The sequence below is a fragment of the Methanimicrococcus hongohii genome (assembly GCF_032594095.1).
GTDB lineage: Archaea > Halobacteriota > Methanosarcinia > Methanosarcinales > Methanosarcinaceae > Methanimicrococcus > Methanimicrococcus hongohii.
On record NZ_CP131059.1, the window covers coordinates 1,032,067 to 1,048,679 of the forward strand.

At 39.5% G+C, this 16,613-nt stretch carries 19 protein-coding genes and 1 tRNA gene; 12 read left to right on the top strand and 8 right to left on the bottom strand.

The window, feature by feature from the left end; all coding sequences use genetic code 11:
- Positions 1 to 174: 174 nt before the first annotated feature.
- The 4 genes from MmiHf6_RS04765 (at position 175) to MmiHf6_RS04780 (ending at position 3,815) form a co-directional block, all read left to right on the top strand.
- Complete coding sequence (locus MmiHf6_RS04765; RefSeq protein ID WP_316558560.1) at positions 175 to 1,614, top strand: TIGR00297 family protein; 1,440 nt, start codon at positions 175 to 177, stop codon at positions 1,612 to 1,614.
- Between the two features lie 107 nt (positions 1,615 to 1,721).
- Positions 1,722 to 1,804: transfer RNA gene (locus MmiHf6_RS04770), tRNA-Leu, on the top strand.
- 241 nt (positions 1,805 to 2,045) lie between these two features.
- Entirely contained in the window at positions 2,046 to 2,642 is a 597-nt protein-coding gene (locus MmiHf6_RS04775; protein WP_316558561.1) for a Panacea domain-containing protein, read from the top strand.
- Positions 2,643 to 3,239: 597 nt separating this feature from the next.
- Positions 3,240 to 3,815 (top strand): hypothetical protein, encoded by a 576-nt coding sequence (locus tag MmiHf6_RS04780; RefSeq protein WP_316558562.1) that lies wholly within the window; start codon positions 3,240 to 3,242, stop codon positions 3,813 to 3,815.
- Positions 3,816 to 4,025: 210 nt separating this feature from the next.
- Here MmiHf6_RS04780 and MmiHf6_RS04785 read toward each other — a convergent pair whose 3' ends face one another.
- From MmiHf6_RS04785 to MmiHf6_RS04795, 3 genes are all read right to left on the bottom strand, one after another.
- A complete protein-coding gene (locus tag MmiHf6_RS04785; protein WP_316558563.1) occupies positions 4,026 to 4,205 on the bottom strand; it encodes a Rossmann-fold NAD(P)-binding domain-containing protein in 180 nt (59 codons plus the stop codon).
- A gap of 595 nt (positions 4,206 to 4,800) precedes the next feature.
- On the bottom strand, positions 4,801 to 5,298 hold the full coding sequence (locus MmiHf6_RS04790) for a flavodoxin (protein WP_316558564.1): 498 nt from the start codon (positions 5,296 to 5,298) through the stop codon (positions 4,801 to 4,803).
- A 157-nt stretch (positions 5,299 to 5,455) separates the two neighbouring features.
- Positions 5,456 to 6,592 carry an aldo/keto reductase gene (locus MmiHf6_RS04795; RefSeq protein ID WP_316558565.1) on the bottom strand — a complete coding sequence of 379 codons (1,137 nt, stop codon included), beginning with the start codon at positions 6,590 to 6,592 and terminating at the stop codon, positions 5,456 to 5,458.
- A gap of 122 nt (positions 6,593 to 6,714) precedes the next feature.
- On the opposite strand from MmiHf6_RS04795, the gene MmiHf6_RS04800 reads away from it, so the two are divergent.
- The 3 genes from MmiHf6_RS04800 to recJ all read left to right on the top strand — a co-directional run bounded on the left by MmiHf6_RS04800 (position 6,715) and on the right by recJ (position 9,780).
- Positions 6,715 to 7,056 carry a hypothetical protein gene (locus tag MmiHf6_RS04800; protein ID WP_316558566.1) on the top strand — a complete coding sequence of 114 codons (342 nt, stop codon included), beginning with the start codon at positions 6,715 to 6,717 and terminating at the stop codon, positions 7,054 to 7,056.
- A 72-nt stretch (positions 7,057 to 7,128) separates the two neighbouring features.
- Positions 7,129 to 7,944, top strand: a complete 816-nt coding sequence (gene hisF, locus MmiHf6_RS04805; RefSeq protein WP_316558567.1) for an imidazole glycerol phosphate synthase subunit HisF — start codon at positions 7,129 to 7,131, stop codon at positions 7,942 to 7,944.
- A 408-nt stretch (positions 7,945 to 8,352) separates the two neighbouring features.
- Positions 8,353 to 9,780, top strand: a complete 1,428-nt coding sequence (gene recJ / locus MmiHf6_RS04810) for a RecJ family nuclease (protein ID WP_316558568.1) — start codon at positions 8,353 to 8,355, stop codon at positions 9,778 to 9,780.
- Between the two features lie 245 nt (positions 9,781 to 10,025).
- Here the strand turns inward: recJ and MmiHf6_RS04815 are convergent, their stop codons facing one another.
- From MmiHf6_RS04815 to MmiHf6_RS04825, 3 genes are all read right to left on the bottom strand, one after another.
- Positions 10,026 to 10,307 carry a hypothetical protein gene (locus MmiHf6_RS04815; RefSeq protein ID WP_316558569.1) on the bottom strand — a complete coding sequence of 94 codons (282 nt, stop codon included), beginning with the start codon at positions 10,305 to 10,307 and terminating at the stop codon, positions 10,026 to 10,028.
- A gap of 279 nt (positions 10,308 to 10,586) precedes the next feature.
- Positions 10,587 to 10,796, bottom strand: coding sequence for a hypothetical protein (locus MmiHf6_RS04820; RefSeq protein ID WP_316558570.1), 210 nt, complete (start codon positions 10,794 to 10,796; stop codon positions 10,587 to 10,589).
- A gap of 163 nt (positions 10,797 to 10,959) precedes the next feature.
- Positions 10,960 to 11,202 carry a hypothetical protein gene (locus MmiHf6_RS04825; RefSeq protein WP_316558571.1) on the bottom strand — a complete coding sequence of 81 codons (243 nt, stop codon included), beginning with the start codon at positions 11,200 to 11,202 and terminating at the stop codon, positions 10,960 to 10,962.
- A gap of 302 nt (positions 11,203 to 11,504) precedes the next feature.
- Here MmiHf6_RS04825 and radB point away from each other — a divergent pair, with 302 nt between their 5' ends.
- The 5 genes from radB (at position 11,505) to MmiHf6_RS04850 (ending at position 14,779) form a co-directional block, all read left to right on the top strand.
- Entirely contained in the window at positions 11,505 to 12,134 is a 630-nt protein-coding gene (gene radB / locus MmiHf6_RS04830) for a DNA repair and recombination protein RadB (protein WP_316558572.1), read from the top strand.
- A 223-nt stretch (positions 12,135 to 12,357) separates the two neighbouring features.
- Positions 12,358 to 13,389, top strand: a complete 1,032-nt coding sequence (locus MmiHf6_RS04835) for an S-methyl-5-thioribose-1-phosphate isomerase (RefSeq protein ID WP_316558573.1) — start codon at positions 12,358 to 12,360, stop codon at positions 13,387 to 13,389.
- Between the two features lie 281 nt (positions 13,390 to 13,670).
- Positions 13,671 to 13,850 (top strand): preprotein translocase subunit Sec61beta, encoded by a 180-nt coding sequence (locus MmiHf6_RS04840; protein ID WP_316558574.1) that lies wholly within the window; start codon positions 13,671 to 13,673, stop codon positions 13,848 to 13,850.
- Positions 13,851 to 14,292: 442 nt separating this feature from the next.
- The gene (locus MmiHf6_RS04845) at positions 14,293 to 14,454 is read left to right on the top strand and encodes a hypothetical protein (RefSeq protein WP_316558575.1); all 162 of its coding nucleotides are present in this window, start codon (positions 14,293 to 14,295) and stop codon (positions 14,452 to 14,454) included.
- Positions 14,435 to 14,779: a hypothetical protein gene (locus tag MmiHf6_RS04850; protein WP_316558576.1), complete on the top strand. Its 345-nt coding sequence runs from the start codon at positions 14,435 to 14,437 to the stop codon at positions 14,777 to 14,779. The genes MmiHf6_RS04845 and MmiHf6_RS04850 overlap by 20 nt, the downstream gene beginning before the upstream one ends.
- A gap of 121 nt (positions 14,780 to 14,900) precedes the next feature.
- Here the strand turns inward: MmiHf6_RS04850 and MmiHf6_RS04855 are convergent, their stop codons facing one another.
- Together MmiHf6_RS04855 and MmiHf6_RS04860 are read right to left on the bottom strand one after the other, a co-directional pair.
- Positions 14,901 to 15,665, bottom strand: a complete 765-nt coding sequence (locus tag MmiHf6_RS04855; RefSeq protein ID WP_316558577.1) for an ABC transporter ATP-binding protein — start codon at positions 15,663 to 15,665, stop codon at positions 14,901 to 14,903.
- Between the two features lies 1 nt (position 15,666).
- The gene (locus MmiHf6_RS04860) at positions 15,667 to 16,464 is read right to left on the bottom strand and encodes an ABC transporter permease (RefSeq protein ID WP_316558578.1); all 798 of its coding nucleotides are present in this window, start codon (positions 16,462 to 16,464) and stop codon (positions 15,667 to 15,669) included.
- Between the last annotated feature and the right edge of the window lie 149 nt (positions 16,465 to 16,613).

Below are 16,613 nucleotides of genomic sequence, written 5' to 3' on the forward strand. Positions count from 1 at the left end.
TGTCAGACAATTTAATATACCAAAAAAGACAAGAAAATCCATTCTTTGAATGATTCAAATATTGTTTAATTAATAAATTCATTTAATTTAATTCATTTATATCATCTTAAATTTCATCTTAAATTCCATCTTAAATTCTCTTAAATTTCATCTTATTTATTGAAGGCACAGTTTATGAGCGAAACGGCAGCGGCAGCAAACATTAATTCATCAGATCAAGATGTTCGCAACTGCAAGTTATTTTATTTGGCGAAATACGCTGCTGGTATTTTGTTTATCCTATCTGCTGCGTTCTTACAGCTTCCTTTTTTCATTTCAGTTTGTTTTGCCTGTTTCATTTTGTCATTCACGCCTGTTTTATCGAAAACAGCTGCATATTTTAATTTGACTGACAAAGATAAACTTCGTCAGCTTTCATCTGATTTTAGGATTTTAACATGTATTTTAACGTTCAGTTTTTTAGCGGCGTTATTGCTTGAAAATTATTTTCCGTTCCCGAGTTTTTTGATTTTTCAAGCGCTTGCCGTGACAATTTTCAGCACCCGTTCATGGTTTTGTTTATTCAACAAAGTGACGCTTTATGAAAATGTCCGCGAAACGGAGAAGTTCAAAAACATTTCTCTTCTTTACGAATTCGGCTTGATTCTTCTGCGCGTCATCGGCGCGTTTTTAGCCGGCGTTTGGGTCGCTTCATTTACAGGATTTGAAATGACGACGATATTTTTGAATCAATTGTTTTTCATTTCCATTATCGGCGCGTTTGTCGGCAGTTTATTTGAATCGATTCCGTCCAAAATGAACGCGAACGCTTCCATTTATCTCGGCGCTTTAATTTCGATGTGGGCGCTTTATCTTATCGGCTATCAAACGCCGTGGTCAGAAACGATGTTAGCCGCTATTTTTTCTGTCATTTTGGCATTTTTAGCTTACCGCTACAAAATTGCCGATGTTTCGGCGCTCTTTTCCGCTGCCGTTTTAGGCATCATTATCATTTTATTCACGAATTTGTGGTGGTTCGTCCTTCTCGTTGCGTTCTTTATTCTCGGCGGCGGATTTACGAAATATAAATTCAAGCAAAAAAAGGCCGCCGGACTTGCCGAATCCAAAACCGGTATCCGAAGTTATGAAAATGTTTTTTCAAACAGTCTTTGGGCGCTCATCATTGCCGTTCTTTACGGCGTTCTTGAAGCGCACCCCGAATACAATTGGCTTGCGATGCCGCTTGCATTTGCTTATGTCGGGACAGTGGCAACGGCAACAGGTGACACGATGGCCAGCGAAATCGGCGTCACATCCAAAGGTCCGACTTATATGATCACGAATTTCAGAAAATCAAAGCCCGGCGAAGACGGCGGCGTGAGTCTGCTCGGCGAGGCGGCGGCGCTCACCGGATCGATAATCATCGGTCTGATGGCATTTGCGTTCGGCATCATCGGCTCTTTGCCGCTTGCGCTCGGCGTTGCGATTGCCGGCGGTTTCATCGGCACGAACATTGACAGCGTTCTCGGCGCAATTATTCAAAAAAGAGGCTGGCTGACAAACAGCGGCGTTAATTTTGTTTCAACGCTTTCAGGCGCGTTGATTTCATTCGCGCTTTACTTTTTGATTTTCTAAATTAAATCAGAAGTTGCCGTTTTTCAGAAAAAAAGAAGCTCCATCATAATCTATTTATATGAAAAATCGATTTTAGAGTTGTTTACTTTTCTTAAAACATACATAGAGCGGGGATTACCGAGTGGTCAAAGGTGGCAGACTCAAGATCTGTTCGCGTAGGCGTTCGGGGGTTCGACTCCCCTTCCCCGCACTTAACTCAACTTTTTTCATAATATGAATTTTTGAGAACAGCATCTTCAATTTAATTCAAGGAAAATACACATTTTTATTCAATTCATTTCTATCTCTTGAAAAATTTGCATATATATTTATAGAGGCGACTGATTTTATTTATTGAAGATTCATAACCGCTGACTGAATCGGCTGTGAATTTCAATGTATCGCTAAATAACGTTTAATCAGAAAGAGATTTCAAAATCCGGTGAATGATTATGTCCGATGTTTCTTCTAAACCTGCATCTCAAATTGCCAAATGGTTTGTTCAGAATTTTGATTTGACAAACGATTTTTGCGATCAGGTGAAACTTCAAAAACTCTTGTTTTTCTCTTGGCTCATTCACAAATCCAAATTTGACGAATCCCTCTTTGACGATATGTTTTACGCGTTTGAAAACGGACCCGTTGTGAAAACAATTTATCCGTATCTTTGTTATGATTCTTTGTTTTCATCATTCAAAGATGAACCGCTGGATGAAACAAAATTCAGCGAAAATGAAAAAGAAACACTCAATACAGCATATGAAATATTTCATAAAATGGATTGGGAAGAACTTGTAGAAATCAGCCATGAATCTCCCGCATGGATAAAATTCTATAATGATTCTTTGATCTTTGAAGACGGCGTTTTTAAAGGATACCATTCTGAAAAAGCGCAAATTCCAAAAGAAGAATTGAAAACCGAACTTCAAATGATTGAAAATGTTCTTTACGTTTATGAAAATCTTGAAGAATTCGGATATAATGCCGACGGTTCAGTCGAGAATGAATCCGAATCTGTTGAGGGAGAGAAACAGGATGGTTCAGGTTAAACAAGTTTTGCATTATCGACCGCCTTTTTATTGCACCGGTAAAACCGGTGATCTGAAAGAACGCCCGATGATTGTTATATCCGCAAATGAAGAAATATAGGCTGTAAATGTCACGTCTCAATTGCCGAAACGAACTCATCCGATGAAAGATTATTTTAAAATGGAACGAAGCTGTCTTATTCCAATTAAACCGCAATTCCCGTTTCCGGTTCCGAGTTTCGTCCAAACAGAATGTCATTATCGGATTGAAAATTTTACAGATATTAAAAAACTGATACATTACAACGGGAAAAAAGTCGATGAATCAGTATTTCAGAAAGTGATTGAGAAAACAGATTGTCATAAAAATGTTTATTTCAGCGAAATTGAAATTCGGAATTACAACTCTCACTTATTTTAATAATAATAATAATAATATGTATTATATTTTTATGTTTATGTCTGTAGTTGCAAATAAATTCAAATGCCCGTCATTTTTTTTGTACAGTCTTCAATCTCTATTCATTTTCTATATTCTATGTCGAATACATTTAAGTAAAATTTTTATATATTATATCTGGGTTTGAATATTAAGAAGTTTCACTTTCCGGTGATAAAATGGATCAAACAAAAAATGATAACACCACTATTCTAATCGAATACCAAAAAAAACAATTAGCCGCTGAAAATTTCAAATATTACCAAAATATATTAAAAGATTATTACATTCCTTCCAATAAATTACTTAAAAAAACGCACAAAGAGTTGATTGATTTCCGAGCAGAACTGAAAAAGGATTACGATTTGAGCCCTGAGTTTAAACACGTCCCTGTTTTTAAATACCACAATCGGCTGTCAGCAATCATCAATGATTTCATTACGGAAGGGCTTGAAATGAACGGTGCATACAGATACATCGGTAAGGAATTGGATCGTGATATTGTTGTCTTTATATTCTCATTGGAGTCAGTCAAAAACCAACTGACAGAACAAGCTTTCATCACACACGATGACAGCGGAGAAGTAGCAGAAAAATTTGAAAAAGCTGATGCGGCACTCATCCGCGTATGTAAACTTTCAGATGAAATAATAGTCAACATTACAAACCTCTTAGAATCCTTAAATGTTGAATTAAATCGAGATTATTCAAGCTATGCTGTCGCCGAAGAGGATGAATTATTTCGAGAAGAATAAATCAGAATAAAAACAATTGAATCAAAAAATAAAAAATTGAATCGAAAAATAAAAATTTGAAACAAGGGCCGAAAAATCCGGCTCTCACTTCTTTTTTTTAAATTTATTTTTCCGCAACACTGATACGCTGCTGAATATGATTTCCAATTTCGGTTGCGGCAATCGCGTAATCAGCATAACTGATGACGCTCTCGCCTTTTGAATTCAAAGTCAATTCCTCGCCTGAAGGTCGTCAAGCGCTTTTCCCGTGTTGTCCGCAAGCGGTTTGAAAGCGTCAGGGAAGTCGGACGTGTCCATGACGCGCATCGTATGTTCGGGGTTGACGTAAAGACTTCCGACGCCGCCGACAACGATCAAACGGTTCGGTTTGCCCGGAAGAATGTCAGTCAAATGAATGTTTTTTTCTCATTTCAAAAATTGTTACGCCCGAGGGGACAACAAAATATATATACTTCCGGAGACTTTTACTGTTTGTCAAAAAATGTTACCTCAAATGGAACAACATTTTAGACTTTGATAAAGTACTCCATAAAACGAAAATATATCAAAACCACCCAAAAACAAACAAACCAAACAACCAAAAACCAAACAAAAAGCCAACAAAACGAACCAAAAACAACTAAAAACCAACCTGAAACCAAACGAAACCAAACCTGTAATACAAAAATGTGAAATATGTGAAATAAATGTGGCATAAAAAAAGCTGAATTTAATTTTCTTCACTCAAGTTTCTGAATAAAAACCAATCCCAAAACAAAACCCCAAAAAATCAACCCACCCAAAAAATTCAACCCACCCAAAAATAAACAACCCTATACCCGAATCAACAGAAAACTTGAAAATACAGAAAATTAAATCTTCTTTTTTTATATTTTAAATTTCTATTTTTTAAATCCATTTTTATTCATTTTTTAAATCCATTTTTATTCATTTTTTAAATTCATTTTTTAAAATCCGTTTTTTAATTCATTAGCGAATTTTAATTTCATTCAGCCAAGCCGATTTTTTTCAGCCAATCTGAAATTTTGCTTTCTGATTTTTCAGCATCATTATCACGAATGCATATGCTTTCCAACACTTTTGAATTCGGGCAAAGCGCTTTTAAATCCGGAATCATATGACCGTCTCCGCCGCCGCCATGCGTTGCGAAAGGAACGACAGTTTTGCCCGACAAATCATATTCCGAAAGGAAAGTTGTAATCGGCGGCGCAATCGTACTCCACCAATTCGGCGAGCCGATGAAAATAATATCATAATCGTTGATATTGTCGATTTTCGTTTTCAGCGCCGGTTTGAAGCCGCTGCTGATTTCTTTTTTCGCCTGGTCGACGACTGTATTGTAATCCGTCGGGTAAGCTTCTTCCGGAATAATTTCGACAACCGTTCCGTTGACTATATTTTGAATAATGTTTGCAACCGATTTTGTTTTTCCGGAGCGGGAATAATACGCGATTAAAATTTTGTTATCCATTTTGTTATCCATTTTTTCACCTTTGTGTTTAGTTTTAATTTAATTTCGTTCATTTAATTTCGTTCATTTAATTTTGTTCTTCGTATTTCTCGATATTGTTTTCATCAATTGTTTCCGTCATAATTTTCATCATTTTCGCCGGTATTTCGCCGGCATTTTTATCATTTCTTTATTCACTTGATTCTTTCATAGCGGTTTCAAAAACGGAAGCGACTTCTTTCAAATCATTTATTATCAGAATATGCTGCGGGCAAAGCTTTTCGCATTTTCCGCATTCGATGCAATCCGCCGGTTTTCCGCGGCTGTTTATCAAATCCGTGTAATAAGCGATCTGCAAAAACGTCAAGCCGAATTGTTTCTGATTGTTGTACAAAGAGAAATATTTCGGAATCGGAATGTTCTTCGGGCAATCTTTGAGACAATAATTGCAGGCCGTACACGGAATGGCTGTGTTTTCATTGATGATTGCCGTCACTTTTCGAATGATTTCCCGTTCTTCATCATTGAGCGGCGTGAAATTTTCCATATAACTGACATTGTCAGCCATTTGCTCAAAATTACTCATACCGCTGAGAACGCAAACAACATTCTCCAAAGACGCAGCAAATCGAATTGCCCAGGATGCAGCGCTCATGTCGGGATGATACTCTTTGAACAGTTTCTCCGCATCAGCCGGAACGTTTGCAAGCGACCCGCCTTTGATCGGCTCCATCACCAAAACAGAAACATTGTGTTTAACGGCTGCTTCATAACATCTTCGAGATTCAACGGCTTCACTCTCCCAATCGGCATAATTGATTTGAAGCAAAACATAATCAACTTCCGGATGATTTTCTAAAATTTGATCTAAAAAGTCGGCCGCCGCGTGATATGAAAAACCGATGCTTTTGGCTTTGCCTTCAGCTTTTATTTTTTTCAAAAACTCAAAACCGCCGAATTCAACAGAATCCGTGTATCCTTTTTCATCCAGCGCGTGCAGAAAATAAAGGTCAAAAAAGTCAACGCCGCACCTTTCTAATTGTTCGTCAAAAAATTTTTGATAATCGGCGTTTTCCTTTACCAGCCAAACAGGCATTTTATCAGAAACGGTATAAGCGTCCCTCGGATATTTCTGAACAACGGCTTCTTTAAACGCTTTTTCGCTGTTGCCGTGATGATACGAGTAAGCCGTATCGAAATGCGTCAATCCTTTTTCCATGAAATAATCAATCATTTTGACGGTTTCTTCCATATCAACAGACGCCCAGTCGTTTTCATCCGTTTGCGGCAGACGCATTAATCCGAATCCCAATTTGTTTTTGAACATTTTTATCCTCTCTTTTTTAATTATTCTTGAAATGAAAGATGAATATTTAATGTAAGCACTTACCGTAAGTATAGTTAATCAAAAAACGAATGCCGATTTTGATATTTTGATTAAGCGGCAGCTTGCGCGCGGCGGCGAAAACAGTTCCTTCAAAGTGTTTCCATGCAACTGTCTTTTCGTGGTGCTGCTGCCGGATGGTTTGGGTTTGCAGCGGGAGGGAGGTGTTTGTAAAAATCGCTTCGCGATTTTTCAGGCTTCGCCGACATCTGCCGCTTCCGCGCGCGAGCCGCACCGTTTTCCAAAAAACAAAAACAAAAACAAAAACAAATCGCATTTTATCGAATCAAGAAATTATGAGCACCATTCATAATAATTTGTCAGAATTATTCATTTTTGATATGAATTCAAATGACATACCGATATTTTTTAAAAACGTAATCAAGAATACAGATTTTTATGTTTGACAGTAATATCACGATTGAGAGTGATATTTTTCACTAAAAAGATTTATATTCTACTTCAAATCAGTTAAAATTATGGTAAAAGAAAAGAGAGTTATCCCCTGTCTCGACCTTCTTCTGGACGAGAACGGCGGCAGAGTTGTCAAAGGCATTGAATTTGAAGAACTTAAAGACGCCGGAGATCCGGTTGAATTCGCAAAAAAATACGAAGCGCAAGGCGCTGATGAAATCATCTTTTTGGATATTACGGCATCCGTTCAAGGAAGAGAAACAATTCTTGACGTGATTAAAAGAGCCGCAGAATCCGTATCCATTCCGTTTACGATCGGCGGCGGCATTTCAACGTTGGAAAACGCTCAAAAGAATTTGAACGCGGGCGCGGCAAAAGTTTCAATCAACACCGCCGGCGTTAAAAATCCTGAATTTATTTCAAAAGCCGTTGAAGAATTCGGATCCAACAGAATCGTTGTTGCCATCGACTGTAAAAGAAATCCCGACATCATTGATGATGTCAATGTTTTTGAAGAAAACGGACAAAAATTCTGGTATGAAGTCATGATCATGGGCGGCAACGAAGGCACGGGAATGGACACAGTCGAATGGGCCAAGCAAGTCGAAGCGCTCGGCGCAGGCGAAATCCTGCTGACCGGCAAAGACCGTGACGGCACCTGCGACGGATATGATTTGCCGATCACGCGCGCCGTTGCCGAAGCCGTTTCAATTCCGGTCATTGCGTCAGGCGGCGTCGGAACAGTCGAACACATGGTTGAAGGCGTCATTGAAGGCGATGCCGATGGCGTTCTTGCAGCAAGCATTTTCCACTTTGATAAATACACTGTCGGCGACGTAAAAGAAGAATTCAGGAAAAGAGGAATTCCCGTCAAATCGTAAACCAAATCATAAACAATCGAATCATAAATAATCAAATCATAAACAATCAAATCATAAACAATCAAATCATAAACAATCAAATCATAAATAATCAAATCATAAGTCTTGAATCAATTTCTGATTTAAAATAAATTCCTGAATTATTCAAGACATCCTCCTTTTTACAAAATATTTTAATTTTAAAAAACGATTACAGCAACAATGCTGAATTTTGCTTTTTTTATTTGATTTGAAAAATTAACTATCTTTTTAAATCAGAAAAGCATGTCAAAGGGATATATTGAGAAATATTTAGTTTTTATAATTTGTATTTACAATTTTTACAATTTATTTTACAATTTATTTTACAATTTATTTTACAATTTATTTTACAATTTATTTTACAATTCTTAAAATGAGCGAAAAAAAATGGCAACCGAGACTTTTAACAAATTAAGCGAACGGGCGGAATTGTGCGCAAACCGTCTGAAAACGGCAAATACTGTTCATCTTGTTTCTCACATTGATGCCGACGGCATTACATCCGCGGCGGTCATGAGTCTTGCCTTTGAACGCGCCGGCATCCGTTACACCGCCGAATATGTCAAAAAGCTGGATGAAAAAATCATGGCGCGCCTGCTTGAAGAAAATCATGAACTTCTTATTTTTACCGACCTCGGAAGCGCAATGGTCGATTTCATGGTTGACAACAATATGGATGCAATCATTGCCGACCATCACCAACCGAACGGGCGCCCTGAAAACATCGCGACGGATTCGTCTGTTTTTCCGTATCACATGAATCCGCATTTGTTCGGCGCAAACGGCGGCTTTGAAATCAGCGGATCAGGCGTTTCTTATATTTTGGCAAACGCGCTTGGCGACAACAAAGATTTGGCAGGTTTGGCAATTGTCGGCGCAATCGGCGACATGCAGAACCGCAAATACGGGAAATTGGTCGGCCTGAACAAAGAAATATTGGAACAAGGCGTTGAAGCCGGCGTTTTAAGAAACGCGCCCGACCTTTCTCTTTTCGGAAAACAGACGCGCCCGATTTACAAAATGCTTCAATATTCATCGGAGCCGTATCTGCCGGGATTAACGGGAGAAGAAGAATCTTGTATCCGATTCCTTCAAAACGCGGGCGTCGGCTACGACCAGCGTGAAGGCGCGAAATTATGGATCGAATTGTCTCAGGAAGAACGCGTCAAAGTGATTTCCGCGCTCATGAAATTCTGTCAGGACCGCGGTTTTCCGACACACCGCGTTGAAGAATTGATTCGCGAATGCTACACCTTGCTGACGGAAAAGGAAGGATCAGAGATGAGAGATGCTTCGGAATTTTCAACGCTTTTGAACGCGACCGGCCGCTATGACAAAGCGGACATCGGGGTTCGCGTTTGTATGGGCGATCGTGAAGAAGCGCTCGCTGAAGCCAGAACATTGCTTTCGGAACATCGGAAAAATTTAGTCAACGGGCTTAATTTTGTGAAAGAAAACGGCGTGACTCAGCTTGAATATATTCAATATTTCTATTCCGGCGAAGAAATTAAGGAAACGATTGTCGGAATCATTGCAGGAATGGCGACTTCTTTAGACGGTGTTGACCGCAAAAAACCGATTATCGGAATGGCCGATTCGGAAGACGGCATAAAGATTTCATCACGCGGCACGCAGGATTTGATTCGGCGCGGATTGAATTTGTCAAAAGCGATGAACGATGTCACGGAAATGGTCGGCGGTGCAGGCGGCGGGCACGACATTGCGGCAGGCGGAACGGTGCCGCCGGAAAGAGCAACGGAATTCATCGATCTTTTAGACAAATATGTCGGCGGGCAGCTGAACGGGAAGAAATGAAAAATAAAAATAAAATAACGGCAAAAATAAAACAACAGAATTCAACAAAAACAAAAAAATCAAGATAAAACAAAAAATTCAAGATAAAACGAAAAATTCAAAAAAACAAAATAATGCAAATTAACGAAAAAAAAATTGAAACTGCGTTTCAAGTCCGTTCGCCGCTTCGCGCCGACCGGAAAACAAAAAAGTAAAGCAGTTACACTCATTGTAACCGCTTAAAAGCAATTATTCGACGGGTGAATTTAATTCACCTTATTGAAAACATATCTCGCACGCATTCTGTTTCTCAAACCGTCTTCGACATTCAATTGATAAGCATCGTAAATATTCCACAACCAAATCAAAAACGCCGACACACTAAAGAAGAGCGGCGTTATATAAGGAATATACAAAATCCAACCGAAAGCTACCAAAATGCTGATAACAGCAAATATAAGCAGACCGCGCAAAAAATGTCCCGAGTAAAGTTGCCCAAGTCCGGGTATAACGGCGGACAAAGCAACAGAGATGACATCGTTTGCCATAATTAATAATTAATCATTATAATTTAAATAGTTTTCGAACAAACGGCACCGATGACGAAAAATGAAAAACGGAAGAAAATGATGAGTCGAGAAGTTTCGACCGAACATATTTCGATAAAAATAAAATTATGATTTAAATTTATTTTTGATTTGATTTTTTTGATTTTGTATGTTTGAGTTGGTTTTTTTTGATTTTTGAATTCAATTTAAATTCTTTTTGAATTTGATTTTAAAATTTTATTTAAATTTCATTTCAAATGATTTTCAAATCAAAAAGATTTATTTTGCAGAAGAATAAGCATCGCAAATATTCCAAATCCAATAGAGAAGAGCGATAAGCCATCCGATAACCGGAACAATAATTGCAATGAAACCAACAACAAAGGACCCGATAAAAACCAAAAGACCTTTTAAAAAACTGCCGCAGTAGAATTGACCGAGTCCCGGAATGAAAAACGAAAAAATTGCCGCGAGTAATGAGTTTGCCATGGCGCAACAAACAATTTGTTACTATTTGATTCTTGCCGTCTTATTTCCTCAATGTTTTGAAAGCAAAAAGAAACGTCAATGAAGCAAACGAAACAAAAAAAGAAAAAGAAAAAATTAATATGGAATTCAACAGACTGTTCTTTTGTCACGGAGTTTTGCCGCGTTATGTTCCTTTTGCGATTCTGTATGCATCGTAAACATAAGCGATAATCATTGCCAAGCCGACGACTGCCATCAACAGCAAGACCGGTTGGGAAGTTGTAATTGTCCTGATGTAATAGTAAATTACAGCAACTGCAACGACGGCGATGAAAATGACAGCGCCTCTTTTGAACTGACCTGCATAAACCTGTCCGAGACCGGGGATAATGAGCGATAAAACCGCTGCAATTATTGGATTTGCCATAATAGTTACATGGATTTGAATGAATATATATTTTATCGAACATAATAAATTCAAAATAAAACAGATTGGACGAACAAAACTTTAAAAGTTTTATACCACAAATCCATTTCATCATAAACATCATATCAAAAACTATATTCATGAACACTGTATCACAAACACACTTTGAAATTCAAATATATTTTAAACATCAAACATTCAAACATTCAAAAATTTTCAAACATTCAAACACATTTATCGAATGAGAAAGAGGTGCAAATATCGGAAATTATCTGACCACAGGCTGCAAACCGATTGATGATTTGATTGGCGGCGGCATTGAATGCGGCATCGTAACGCAGGTTTACGGAGAGCCCGGCTCAGGAAAAACGAATTTATGCCTTCAAGCGGCAATTGAATGTTCAAAAACGGGAAAAAAAGTCATTTACATCGATACCGAAGGGCTTTCTTTTGATCGATTCACTCAGATCGCCGGCGAAAAATCAAAAGAGGTCGCGCAGAATATTTTGATTTATGAGCCGATGAGTTTTGATGAACAATATACGGCGATTTGCGAAGCTGAAAAGATTTCAAGCGAAAATATCGGCTTGATCGTTGTGGATTCTGCAACTTCATTTTATCGCTACGAACTGGAAGATGAAAACGCGGGAATCCAAGGCAGGCGCGAGCTTTCCAATCAAATCGGATTTTTACAGGGAATCGCACGAAAAACAGGCATCGCCGTCTTGATTACAAATCAAATTTTCAGCGACATCGAAAACAGCGGAAACGTGCTCCCGCTTGGCGGCCGCGGTATCGAACACATTTCAAAAACAATCTTAAAATTGGATCGCGTCGGATCAGGCGAAAGAAGCGCAAAAATCATAAAACATCGGGCAAAACCCGAAGGTGAAACCGCTTACTTTACAATAACGGCTGAAGGTTTGAGATAAATCGGCTCAGCCTTTTTATTCCATCACACTTTAATTTATTTCAGTTTTATTCAATTTAATTTCGTTTATTTCAATTGTATTCAATTCAATTGCATTCACTCAAATTATATTTATTTCAATTGTATTCATTTCAAAAATATTCATTTCAACAACATTCATTTCAACGATTTTATATTCATTTCAAATTCATTTTATTTATTCATTAAAAAATTCAGGCAGAACTATGAGAACGATTGAGTGGGATGACTCTGATTCATCCGTCAAAATGATCGACCAAACGCTTTTACCGGGCGAATTAAAGATTATCAAGTGCAAAAATATTGCCGAACTTTGTGAAGCGATTCAAAGCTTAAGAATCAGAGGCGCGCCGGCACTCGGTGTCTGCGGCGCTTTCGGCGTTGCCCTCTCGGCGCAGCTGAGCAGCGCAAACACTGTCGAAGGTATGCTCAAAGATATGAAAGCAGCCGGCGAAGCAATCAAAAAAACGCGACCGACCGCAATCAATTTGTCGTGGGGCGTTGACCGCGTTCTTCAAATCGCCGAAGAAGAAGGCATGGACCCGCGTTTGATTCAAAATATTTCATTGGAAGTTGCCAAAAACATGGCTGACGAAGATGTCGCAACCAATAAGAAAATCGGCAAAAACGGCGCAAAACTGCTTCGCGACGGCGACGTTGTTCTGACGCACTGCAACGCCGGCAAAATGGCTTGTGTTGACTGGGGAACGGCTCTTGGCGTCATCCGCTCGGCTGTTGCCGACGGAAAGAAGATCACGGTTCTTGCGTGCGAGACGCGCCCGCTCAATCAGGGCAGCCGAATTACGGCGTGGGAGCTTCAGCAGGACAAAATTCCGGTTCAAGTGATCACGGATTCGACAGCCGGATTTTTGATGAGTGAAGGCGTCATTAACAAAGTGATTGTCGGCGCCGACAGAATTACGCAGGAATTTGTTTACAATAAAATCGGAACGTACACGCATTCTGTTTTGGCAAAAGAACATGACATTCCGTTTTATGTCGCGGCGCCCGTGTCAACGCTTGATCCCGAAAGCTGGGAAGAGAATGTTCAAATCGAAAGGCGCTCTGAAGACGAACTCCGTTACATCGGCTCCTGCAAAGATTTAAATGTCCCGACAGGCGTCCCGATTCTGAATTTAGCGTTTGACAAAACGCCGATGGAAAACGTGTCGGCAATCATTACTGAAGACGGCGTTTTTTATCCGCCGATTTTAATTGATGAAATCATTCTCGGCTGAGATGAAAAACAAAATAAAATAAATAAAAAATAAACTAAAACAAAAGCAAGCCAAAACAAAAGCAAGCCAAAACAAAAGTAAACCAAAACAAAAGCAAACCAAAACAAAAGCAAACCAAAAAACAAAAGCAAACCAAAAAACAAAATAAAATGGAAAATAGTGTTTGACAGCTCAAATTCGATGAAAAAGATTAAAAAAAGATAAATGTTTATATAAGAAAAAACGCTCTATCAATTACATTCTTTGAGACGTATTTAAAAAGATTAAGGAAAGATGAATTCATGGTGAAACAAAAAGGAAACGGTCTCCAGTCCTCCGCGGGATTGATGAGATATTTTGACGCGGACAAAAAAGCAATTACGTTTAAGCCGATTTATGTTTTAATCGCAGGGATTCTTATCGGTCTTCTTGTCCTGCTTATTTCTTATTTCTACGGCACCTGGCCGCTCACAAACTTGTAAGAAAATGAGCTGTTCATTTTCTTTCTTTTCAATTTTCAATTTATTTTCAACTTATTTTCAATTAATTTTCAACTTATTTTCAATTAATTTTTGGTTTTTCTTTTTTCGATTAGATTCGTTTTAAAATTCAACAGCTGATTTGCTTTTTTGGGTTAAAAAGAAACATCCGTTTTTATTTTCCGGAAAAACCTGAACGCCCGATAAAATCCTAAATAAATGTTTTAGATTTTGAATAAAAGAAGGCGTTCCATTTTTGATTAGATTGATGAAAGGCGATGTTTCAATTGAAATAAACATAATTTAAAAGACGAAATACCGCCCCCGCAAGTTGAGTTTCTGAGCGCAGCGAAGAAACGAGACTTGGCGGATTGTTCCCATACGAAACAAAAAATTAAAAACGATCAGATTTTTCAGCTGTGTTCGGCTCCGGCGAGGTGTTGTCTTGCGACTGTCTTTTGCTGCCAGCTTCCGGCTGAGCCTGCTCATCTGCAACTGTCTTTTAATTGCTGCTTCTAATCAGGTTTGCGTTTCCAATCAGGTTTGTGCTTTCCGGACGGTGCGAAGCAGCGAACCTGTCTTTCTGCGTGCATCTGTTCTTTTTTAGTAATCCGTTCGCATTCGCGAACGTGCCGCTGCTACCTTCGGGTTTCTGTTTCCGCTGCTGCCAACAGGTTTCTGTTTCCGCGTGGAGTCAGGTTTCTGCTTCCGCTTGGAGTCAGGTTTCTGTTTCCGCTTGGAGTCAGATTTCTGTTTCCGCTTGGAGTCAGGTTTCTGTTTCCGCGTGGAGTCAGGTTTCTGTTTCCGCTGCCGATCAGGTTTGCATTTCTGCCGCCCCGCCTGCTCGGCTGCTGCCCGGCAGCCGCGCCGTCCGCGCGCGAGCCGCTCCGCTTTTCCAAAAAAAATTAAAAATCGCCCTTCATTTTTCATGAAAATAAATGAAAAAGAAAAACAAGAAACAAAAAACGAAAAACAGGAAACAAAAAACAAAAAAAGAAAACAACACTAAAATAAAGTGAAAAAACAAAAAAGAAATGATTAAAAGAAGCGCTTTCAATCGATTTCGCTATTTTCGTTTGAATCCAAAAGTCTGAGAACCTCATTGCGGATCGCGTTTTCTTCCGGGCGCGTTCTGTCTCTCGGGCGCGGAATGGACACGTCGATAATCTTTTTAATCGTTCCGGGACGCTTGGATAAAATAACGATTCTGTCGGAGAGGAAAACCGCTTCATCGACGCTGTGCGTCACGAAAATGATCGTTCTCTTCTCTTCTTCCCAAATGCGGAGAAGTTCATTTTGAAGATTGTTTCGCGTTTGAGCATCAAGCGCGCCGAAAGGCTCGTCCATCAAAATGATTTCAGGCTCATTTGCAAGCGCGCGCGCAATTGCGACACGCTGTTTCATGCCGCCTGAGAGCTCATACGGATAACTGTTTTTGAATTCCGACAAGCCGACCAAATTCAAATAAGTCATCGCTTTGGATTCCGCTTCGCTTTTGGAAAAGCCCTGCATCTGCGGACCGAACATCACGTTTCCGAGAACCGTTTTCCACGGGAAAAGAGAATATTCCTGAAAAACCATACCGCGCTTGGGACCGGGCCCTTTGATCGCTTCACCGTCTAACGTTGCCGTTCCGCCGGAATAAGTCTCAAGACCTGCAATGATGCGCAGAAGCGTTGTTTTGCCGCAGCCGGAAGGACCCAAAATGGTCACAAATTCACCGCTGTTGACCGTCAAATCAATATCATCCAGCGCCAAAACTTCAGTATTGTCTTTTTTGAATTTTTTGGATAAATTCTCAATCACTAAGTTGCCCATTTCAGATCACCGTTCCTTTCTGCCATTTTAAGACCCGATTCTGGATGAGGACCCGGAACAGGAAATCCAAAAGCAATCCGACAAATCCTAAAATCAGCATATAAACGACAACATAATCCATCGCCTGAATACCGTAGTAGAACCAGATTTTGTAACCAATGCCGGAATCGCTGACGCCGAACATTTCGGAAGCCGCCAAACACATCCAACCGACACCCGTTGCCGTTTTAATGCCTGATAAAATCATCGGAGAAGCCGCGGGAATGGCAACATTTTTGATCAGTTTCACACTGGAAACGCTGCCGAGAACTTTTGCCGCTTCAACGTAAATTTTCGGGACATTTTTGAAACCGGAATATGTGCTGATAATAATCGGAAAAACCATTCCCATAAAAATAATGAAACCGGCGGCCTGGTGTGTTAATTTGAGCCAGATAATTGCAAACGGAATCCATGCCAAAGGCGGAATCGGTCTGAAAATTTCAACGATCGGATTCAGCGCTTTATCCAAAACCGGGAACCAGCCCATCATCATGCCGATCGGAATGCCGACGATGAGCGCGAAAACGAAACCGATAAGGAAGTGGTACAAACTGATTGCAACGTCGTTAAAGAAAATTGAAGATTGGATGACACTGAAAAATGCCGAAAAAACACTTGAAAAGCGAGGCAGATAAAATGAATTGCCGATATAAACGGCCAGCAATTCCCATATGACAGCGAATGCCGCTAATGATAAAGCCCCGATAACAACTTTTTGTACGTTTTGGGATTCCATGGCAAATATAAATGAATTCATTGTTTATAAGGTGTCGCTTGCCGTTTGGGGAAAATGATGAACTGTATTTGCGGTTGTCGTCTTTGCAATGACTGCGCCGCTGCCTGCGCGAATCGCTCCGGTTTTCAATAAATTTTCAAACTTGCTCCTTGTTTTTATTTTTTCACGTT

Excerpts from the sequence above, each read along its gene's own strand:
- MmiHf6_RS04765 (WP_316558560.1), top strand. The coding sequence starts at position 175 with ATGAGCGAAACGGCAGCGGCAGCAAACATTAATTCATCAGATCAAGAT.
- MmiHf6_RS04775 (WP_316558561.1), top strand. The coding sequence starts at position 2,046 with ATGTCCGATGTTTCTTCTAAACCTGCATCTCAAATTGCCAAATGGTTT.
- MmiHf6_RS04780 (WP_316558562.1), top strand. The coding sequence starts at position 3,240 with ATGGATCAAACAAAAAATGATAACACCACTATTCTAATCGAATACCAA.
- MmiHf6_RS04790 (WP_316558564.1), bottom strand. The coding sequence starts at position 5,298 with ATGGATAACAAAATGGATAACAAAATTTTAATCGCGTATTATTCCCGC.
- MmiHf6_RS04795 (WP_316558565.1), bottom strand. The coding sequence starts at position 6,592 with ATGTTCAAAAACAAATTGGGATTCGGATTAATGCGTCTGCCGCAAACG.
- hisF (WP_316558567.1), top strand. The coding sequence starts at position 7,129 with ATGGTAAAAGAAAAGAGAGTTATCCCCTGTCTCGACCTTCTTCTGGAC.
- recJ (WP_316558568.1), top strand. The coding sequence starts at position 8,353 with ATGGCAACCGAGACTTTTAACAAATTAAGCGAACGGGCGGAATTGTGC.
- MmiHf6_RS04815 (WP_316558569.1), bottom strand. The coding sequence starts at position 10,307 with ATGGCAAACGATGTCATCTCTGTTGCTTTGTCCGCCGTTATACCCGGA.
- MmiHf6_RS04820 (WP_316558570.1), bottom strand. The coding sequence starts at position 10,796 with ATGGCAAACTCATTACTCGCGGCAATTTTTTCGTTTTTCATTCCGGGA.
- MmiHf6_RS04825 (WP_316558571.1), bottom strand. The coding sequence starts at position 11,202 with ATGGCAAATCCAATAATTGCAGCGGTTTTATCGCTCATTATCCCCGGT.
- MmiHf6_RS04835 (WP_316558573.1), top strand. The coding sequence starts at position 12,358 with ATGAGAACGATTGAGTGGGATGACTCTGATTCATCCGTCAAAATGATC.
- MmiHf6_RS04840 (WP_316558574.1), top strand. The coding sequence starts at position 13,671 with ATGGTGAAACAAAAAGGAAACGGTCTCCAGTCCTCCGCGGGATTGATG.
- MmiHf6_RS04855 (WP_316558577.1), bottom strand. The coding sequence starts at position 15,665 with ATGGGCAACTTAGTGATTGAGAATTTATCCAAAAAATTCAAAAAAGAC.
- MmiHf6_RS04860 (WP_316558578.1), bottom strand. The coding sequence starts at position 16,464 with ATGAATTCATTTATATTTGCCATGGAATCCCAAAACGTACAAAAAGTT.